Source organism: Streptomyces sp. NPDC050211, from assembly GCF_040656035.1.
In the GTDB taxonomy this organism is placed as follows: Bacteria; Actinomycetota; Actinomycetes; order Streptomycetales; family Streptomycetaceae; genus Streptomyces.
Window position 1 is genome coordinate 39,895 of sequence record NZ_JBFALC010000069.1, and the last position, 7,866, is coordinate 47,760.

Consider the following 7,866-nt stretch of genomic DNA (forward strand, 5'->3'; position numbering starts at 1 on the left):
AGAGTGGTGGGAGTAGGGCGGGGCGGTGGACTGACGGGTGCGGCGCCGTGGGGGCTGGTCGCGCAGTTCCCCGCGCCCCTTAGGTCGGACCAGTTGCCCTCTCCCTACAACAGCGACGGCACCGCCACCGCCGACACCTCTCGGGCCGCCCGTTCCAGTGCGCTTGCCAGTAGCGCCAGGTCCGTCGGGCCGTTGCCCAGCTCCCGTACTGGGCGCCGGGTTGGAGGGTCGCCCATGCGTTCCCACTCCAGGGGTATGACCGTCGGGCGCAGGGTCGCCGTACGGGGGATACGGCCCGTGACCCGTCCGCCCTGGAAGGGTGTCACCCGGCCGTCTTCGCAGGTCAGGCGCCCGCGCCCCGGTGCCGGCTCGTCCGGTCCCGGTGCTGGTGGGTCGAGGGTGACCCGTAGAGTCGCCCGTTGTGCCGGCTCCGTCTGGGCCGTACGGCCGCCGAGCCCCGCCGCGGCGACCAGGTGGACGCCCAACCGCTCGCCCTCCCGGGCCACGGCCTCCAGCGCCCGCATCACGGATCCGGCGGCCGGCCGGCCGGGTGAACCGAGCGCGGGCGACACCAGGGCGTCCAGGTCGTCGACGACCACGACGAGCCGCGGCAACGGCGATATCGCCTCCGCCCGCTGCCGCGCGGCACCCGGCCGCAACCGCAGCGTCGAACTGGGCGGCGCGTCGAGATCCCCGGCACCGGACACACCTACGCCCGCACCCGCACCCGCCGAGCGCTGGGCGACCATGCGGCCGGACACCTCCCGCCCCCTGTGCCACTCGGCGAAGTCCGCCCGCCCCAGCAACTCGGCCCGCCGCTTCAGCTCGGCACTCAGCGACTGCGCGAACTCCCGCATGCGGACGGGGTCGTTGGCGGCGAGATGGGTGGTCACATGCGGTACGTCCGTACAGACCCGCAAGCCCTCCCCGTGACCGCTGCCCGCGCTCACGCTGTCCCGGCCGTCGATCAGCACGACGCTCAGCCGGTCCGGCCGCTCGGCGGCGGCCAGCGACGCGACCACGGCCCGCAGCAGCTCCGTACGTCCGCTGCCGTGCGGTCCCTCGATCAGCAGATGCGGTCCCTCGGCGACGAGGTCCGCGTACACCGGCCCGCGCGGCCCGGCCCCGAGCACGGCCAGCGCCCGCCCGCCGAGCGCCTCCGCGTCGTCGGCCGCGTCCGCCCACCGCGCCATCAGCGACGCCGGAGTGGCCCGGGCCAGCCCCAACTCGTCCAGCAGCCGGGCCGCCTGGGGCAACGGCGCCGACACCCTGCCCTGCCGCTCACCCCCGGCACCGTCCGTCCTGAGCGGTGCCAGAGCCCGCGCGAACCGCTCCGCCCAGGCGAGCGAGACGGCGTCCACCGCGGCGACCGTGCCGTGTCCGACAGGGCCGGGCCGCGTGGCGCCCGCCCCCGCGACCCGCAACAGCCGCAGCGCCGTCGCCACATCACCACTGAGCAGCGCCACGGCACCGCACTCCCGGAACGCCGGGGATGCCGCGCACGCCGCCTCATACGTCTCCGTCACCGGCGACGCGGGCGAGGCAGGCGCCGTCTCGGCCAGGCACACCACATGGATGCCGACCCGCGGCCCCTCCGACGCCAGCCGCGCCACCGCCTCCCGCACATCGGCGCCACCGGGGTCCCCGTCCACCACGACCACGGTGTACGGCCCCGGGTATCCGCCCTTGGCGCGTTCGCGTACGGCTTCGTCGTCCGCCGCGGCCCAGGAGGGGCGGTGGACTGCGCCGCGGATCGGCTCCTGGGGGGTGGTGGAGTCGGGGGCGTGGTCCGCGTGGTCAGGGTGGGCCGCGGGGGTGTCGTAGGAGGCTGTGGGGGTGGGGTTGTCAGGGTGCGTCAGGCCGGTGCCGGAGGCGGACTTGCCCGGGTCGGCGGCCGTGGTGGTTCCCACTGCGGTCGGGGGCGTCGGCCCGCCTGCTGTCCGGGCGGAGGCGAGGCCGTGGGCCGTGGCCGCCGGGCCGCTTCGCAGCTCCGCCAGGTGGTCCTCCATGCGGCGGAGGAGTTCGTCCATGCGGGCGGTGGCCTGTTCGCGGTCGTAGGCGAGGAGGAGTCGGCAGTCCTGGCCGTGGCCCGGGCGGAGGTGAGGGAGCCAGCCGAGCCAGGACCACTCGGCGGTGCGCTCCGGAAGCGGGCGGGAGCGGTCCGCGCTGATCAGGACGACTTCCAGGGTGGACGGGGAGTGCAGCGCGGTGAGCTGGGCCACGACCGCGCGGGCCAGCCCGGCGAGCCGCGCGCGCGGGCCGGCCAGCCCCAGCGCCCCGACCTCACGCAGATCGGTGGTGACGGGTACGGCGGGCAGCAGGCCGGAGCCGTCGGGTGCCGCCCGGTCTGCCGTGCCCAGCCGCACGGTGAGCGCCTCCGGGTGACCCGGGCCGCGCTCCCACAGCCGGGGGCCGGGGCCCAGCGCCGTCAGCAGCAGCGCCGCCGGGTCCGGCCAGGTCTCCGGCAACTGAGGGACTGGCACCAAGGGCTCCGCCACCACATCGGCCACGTCCGCGTCGTACGCCCCGCGCCCGGCCGCCGCCTGCTCGGCGCGACCCCCGGCCAGCCGCCGCGCCCACGCCGTCAGCCCTCCGCGCCTCCGCACGCCCTGCGGCACATCGGTCCCCCGGAGGGGAGTCCCTTTCCGCCGGCTCCTCCCGTCAGCAGGGTGGGCCGACGCCTCCGCATCGGAGACCCGGTCACCGAGCCGGTCATGCACCGCCCCACCGACGCCGCCCCGCCCAACGCCGTCGGCCGACGGATGGCCATCGGGGCCGCCGAGTGAGCGTCCGGCCGTCGCGCCGGGACCCGCGTCGCTGTGCATGCCGCTGGCCTCCGCACGAGGATCGGGGCCGCCCGGCGAACGCCCGCCCGCCGTGCGGGAGGCGGTGTCGCCGAGTGAGCGTCCGGCCGTCCCGCCGGAGCCCGCGTCGCTGTGGCTGCCGCCGGTCGTCGTACGGGGATCGGGGCCGCCCGGCGAGCGCCCCGCCGCACCAGAGCGGGAGCCGCCGAACGTGTCGCCGCTCGCCGCCGCACCGGAAGCGGTGCCTCCGAGAATGCCCCCGGCCCCCGCCCCGGAAGCGGTACCGCCGAGAACGCCCCCGCCCCCCGCCCCGGAATCCATGTCGCCGAGCCCGCCCATGGCCCCCGCACCAGAACCCCGGTCCGGTTGCGAGCCGTGAGCTGTGGTGCCGGAGACCGCGTCGGCGGGTCCGCCACCCGCTGCCGTACGGAAGGAGCCGCTGTCGTGCCCGCCACCGACCGCCGCACCGTATGCATCATCGTCGCGCCCGCTGCTCCCAGCCGCCGCAACGTGAGCGCCACCCCCGCGCCCACCGCCCCTCGCAGCCCCGAAGCCACCACCATCCGTCGACGCCCCGCCGGACGTCACGCCCGGTCCGCCCGCTCCGAACCGGCCGCCATGGGTGTCCGTGCTGCCCCCACCCGCGCGCCCCCACGAAGCCGAGCCACCTGCCGTGTCCCTGTCCGCGTCCGCGGCCGTCGCCGTCCCCCGGCGTTCGATGTGCGGTGCCCCGCCCTGCTCCGGTACCACCGCCGCTTCACCGGTGCTCTGTCGGCTCTGCCCCTGTGCCGCCCAAGCCCCCGTCCCGTACGCGTGAGACGTGGTCCCTGCCGCGCGTGGGTCCTCGGTGTCCTCGGCGGGCACCCGGACGTGTCCTTCGCCGTCGGGTGCCGTCGGCAGGCGTGGGCCTGGGCCGCCGGCCGGGGCGAGGCGGAGGGCGGACTCGCCGATGCGGAGCAGGGCGCCCGGGGTGAAGCGGACCGGGCGGGTGGTCACGGGGGTGCCGTCCAGCGTCGTGCCGTTGGTGGAGCCGAGGTCGGCGACCGTGACGCGGCCGCTGGTGGCGACGGTGACCGCGCAGTGGAGGCGGGAGACGTCCGGGTCGTCCAGCGCGACGTCGGCATCGGCGGAGCGGCCGATGTGGATCTGGCCGCCATGGAGGAGGTGGACGCCGCCCGCATCCGGGCCCGCGACGATGTCCAAACGGGTCGGGGCGTCGTCGACCTCGGGGTGCGGTTCGGGCTCGGCCGGGGCGCCCAGGGACAGCACGGCGCCGTCGATCAGCGGGGGCTCGCCCAGCGTGGAGCGCCGGTCGTCGAGCCGCTCCGCGCCGGCGAACAGCACGGCCGGGCCGTCGCTGCCGGAGACCGCGGAGGCGAGTGCCGACGCGACCGCGGACAGTGCCGTGCCCGCGGGGGCCGTGACCAGTACGTCGCAGCTCGCGGCACGGCCGGGCGCGGGCGCCCCCAGGGGGTCTACGACGGTCAGCCGGATCTGCATCGCCGTCAGCGGTCCCTTCTGCACGGGCGCGGCGCGGGCTGCCCCACCCCACACGAGCACGTCGGCCAGTACTGAAGGCATCCTCGCACCTGCCACTGACAACGCGCCCCCCGCCCGATGCCAAGTGATCTTGATTGGTCGGCTCTGCCCGCAAAAGTGCCTGACCAATACCCCACCGTTGATCGTTCGGGAGCGGATTGAGATCGGTCACGTCCGGGTCCGGCAACCGGTGGACCGGGTCGAGCGTCTTTCCTTCGAACAGGTTCGGGAAGGCGTACGTAAACGGAACGGAAAGCGGAACTGAGCGAGCACAGGAAGACGGCAGCCCGGTGCCAGGCGCGGCGGCACTACAGTGGGTCGGAAACGCAGGCAAGCAGCAGGGAGCACATGACGTGCGGCCGGTAGGCAGCAAGTACCTGCTCGAGGAGCCGCTCGGACGCGGCGCCACGGGCACCGTCTGGCGAGCCCGTCAGCGGGAGACCGCGGGCGCCGAGGCGGCCGTGGCAGGCCAGCCCGGCGAGACCGTCGCGATCAAGGTCCTCAAGGAAGAGCTCGCGAGCGATCCCGACATCGTGATGCGCTTCCTGAGAGAGCGGTCCGTCCTGCTCCGGCTCACCCACCCGAACATCGTCCGGGTCCGTGACCTGGTCGTCGAGGGCGATCTGCTGGCCTTGGTCATGGATCTGATCGACGGCCCCGACCTCCATCGCTACCTGCGCGAGAGCGGCCCCCTCACACCCGTCGGCGCCGCCCTGCTCACCGCGCAGATCGCCGACGCGCTCGCCGCCAGCCACGCCGACGGCGTCGTCCACCGCGACCTGAAGCCGGCCAACGTCCTGCTCGCCCAGCAGGGCGGCCAGATGCACCCGATGCTGACCGACTTCGGCATCGCGCGCCTCGCCGACTCCCCGGGCCTGACCCGCACCCAGGAGTTCGTCGGCACGCCCGCGTATGTCGCGCCCGAGTCCGCCGAGGGCCGCCCGCAGACCTCCGCCGTCGACATCTACGGCGCCGGAATCCTGCTGTACGAGCTGGTCACCGGCCGTCCGCCGTTCGCCGGCAGCTCGGCGCTCGAAGTCCTGCACCAGCATCTGAGCGCCGAACCGCGCCGCCCCTCCACCGTCCCCGACGCGCTGTGGACGGTCATCGAGCGCTGTATGCGCAAGAACCCGGACGAGCGGCCCAGCGCCGAGAACCTCGCCCGCGGCCTGCGTGTCGTCGCCGAGGGCATCGGAGTGCACGCGAACTCCGCGCAGATCGCCGCCGCCGAGAACGTCGGCGCGCTCCTCGCACCCGACCCGGCGCCCGCGACCGTACCCGGATCGGGCATCCCCGGTTCCGCCGACCCCACGCAGGTGCTGCCGCACGGCGCCGGGAACTACGACCCGAACGCCGCGACCAGCGTCATGCCGCACACCAGCGGCCCGGCCGGCGCCGCCGACCCCACCGCCGTACTGCCGAACCGCGGCGCGGCCGACCCGACCGCCGTCATGCCGCCGGTGCCGCAGGGACAGCCGGGCCAGCAGCCGGGACGGCCCGACGACCCGCACCCCTGGCAGAACCAGATGCGGGCCGCCCGCGACCGCAACGAGCAGACGCAGGTCCAGCACCTCGACCCCAACCAGGACCCGCTGCGCCGCCGGCCCCAGCGGCAGGTCGCCCGGCCGCAGCAGCCGCCGCCGCAACCTCAGCAGCAGCAGCCGCCGCGCCGACAGCAGCGGCGGCAGCAGCAGCCGCAGCAGGGTTACGGCTATCCGCCGCAGCAACAGCCGCAGCAGTACGCCCCGCCGCAGCCCCAGCAGCCTCAGCGGTATGCGCCGCCGCAGCAGCCTCAGCGCGAGCCCCGGCAGCCGCGGCAGCGCAGCGCCAACCCGATGAAGATCCCCGGTCTCGGCTGTCTGAAGGGGTGCCTGTTCACGATCGTCATCCTGTTCGTCGCGGGGTGGCTGGTCTGGGAGCTGAGCCCGCTTCAGGAGTGGATCGGCACGGGCAGGAGCTACTTGGACCAGATCGGCGAGATGTTCAGCACGGTCTCCGGGTGGGTCGAGGACCTGGGCGGCGGGAGTTCCGGCTCCAGCTGAGGTCGCCTTTGTGGTGGCGGGGTTGGTGATTTGTCGACACCTGGCGGGTGATTTCCGCCTCCGCGGTGAAGGTTGGCTCGTCGGACGCGTAGTTTTAGCGACTAACACGCGTCTGTAGGAGCAGCCTTGGCACGGAAGATCGGCAGCCGGTACACCGCCCACCAGATCCTGGGGCGGGGCAGCGCCGGCACGGTGTGGCTGGGCGAGGGGCCGGAAGGGCCCGTCGCCATCAAGCTGCTGCGCGAAGATCTCGCGTCCGACCAGGAGCTCGTCGGACGCTTCGTGCAGGAGCGCACGGCACTGCTGGGCCTCGAGCACCCGAACGTCGTGTCCGTGCGTGACCTGGTGGTCGACGGAAACGATCTCGCGCTCGTCATGGATCTCGTACGAGGCACCGATCTGCGCACCCGGCTGGACCGCGACCGGCGGCTGGCCCCCGAGGCGGCCGTCGCGATCGTCGCGGACGTCGCGGACGGGCTGGCTGCCGCGCATGCCGCCGGGGTCGTGCACCGGGACGTCAAGCCGGAGAATGTGCTGCTCGACATGCAGGGTCCGCTCGGGCCCGGGAGTTCGCACCGGGCGCTGCTGACCGACTTCGGTGTGGCGAAACTCATCGACTCGCCGCGGCGGACCCGGGCGACGAAGATCATCGGTACGCCGGACTATCTCGCGCCGGAGATCGTCGAGGGGCTGCCGCCGCGGGCGTCGGTCGACATCTACGCGCTGGCGACTGTCTTGTACGAGCTGCTGGCCGGCTTCACGCCCTTCGGGGGTGGGCATCCCGGGGCGGTGCTTCGGCGCCACGTCACGGAGACGGTGGTCCCTCTCCCCGGCATCCCCGACGAACTGTGGCAGTTGCTCGTCCAGTGCCTCGCCAAGGCGCCGGCCTCGCGGCTGCGGGCGTCCGAGATGGGGGTGCGGCTGCGGGAGCTGTTGCCTCTGATGGCGGGGATGCCGCCGCTGGATGTGGACGAGCCGGATGCGGATGCGGAGGCCGAGGCGGCGGAGGAAGCGGAGGAGGCCGTCGGGACGGGGGCGGCGGGCGCCGAGCGGGGGGAGCGGGTGCGGCGGCGGGGGGCGGTGCCGCTGGTGCCGGGGGCGAAGCCGGCCGACTCCAATCGGGACACGCATACGTCGATGAGGGTGCCGGGGCCGGATGAGCTGGCCGGGGGTGCTCGGGGGACGGCGCGGGTGCCTCGTGCCGTGGGGGCGCCTCGGCCGGGGTCCGCGCGGCATCGGGCCGTTACTCGGCGGCGGAGGGTGGCGGTGGGGGTGGCTGCGGTGGTGTTGGTGGTGGCTGCGGGGGTGGGGACGTGGCTGGCGACGTCGGGGGACGATGCGGGGGCGACCCCCCAGGACACGAACAACTCGGCACCGACCTCGCCCTGAGTGTTTTTCGCCCCCGCCGCCCCTACCCGTCCCATCCTGAAGGGGCTCCGCCCCTTCGACCCCGCCAGAGGGCTCCGCCCCCTGGACCCCTC

3 protein-coding genes are annotated in these 7,866 nt (G+C 74.8%); 2 read left to right on the forward strand and 1 reads right to left on the reverse strand.

Annotation, left to right across the window (positions count from 1 at the left end; genetic code table 11):
- Positions 1 to 104: 104 nt before the first annotated feature.
- Complete coding sequence (locus AB0I98_RS41365; RefSeq protein WP_362950953.1) at positions 105 to 4,304, reverse strand: FHA domain-containing protein; 4,200 nt, start codon at positions 4,302 to 4,304, stop codon at positions 105 to 107.
- Positions 4,305 to 4,696: 392 nt separating this feature from the next.
- Between AB0I98_RS41365 and AB0I98_RS41370 the strand changes: the two genes are divergently transcribed.
- The gene (locus tag AB0I98_RS41370) at positions 4,697 to 6,385 is read left to right on the forward strand and encodes a serine/threonine-protein kinase (RefSeq protein ID WP_362950945.1); all 1,689 of its coding nucleotides are present in this window, start codon (positions 4,697 to 4,699) and stop codon (positions 6,383 to 6,385) included.
- Positions 6,386 to 6,511: 126 nt separating this feature from the next.
- Complete coding sequence (locus tag AB0I98_RS41375; RefSeq protein ID WP_362950947.1) at positions 6,512 to 7,774, forward strand: serine/threonine-protein kinase; 1,263 nt, start codon at positions 6,512 to 6,514, stop codon at positions 7,772 to 7,774.
- Positions 7,775 to 7,866 lie beyond the last annotated feature (92 nt).

What these genes read in the sequence shown, in the direction of transcription:
- AB0I98_RS41365 (WP_362950953.1), bottom strand. Translation starts at nt 4,304, where the DNA reads ATGCAGATCCGGCTGACCGTCGTAGACCCCCTGGGGGCGCCCGCGCCC.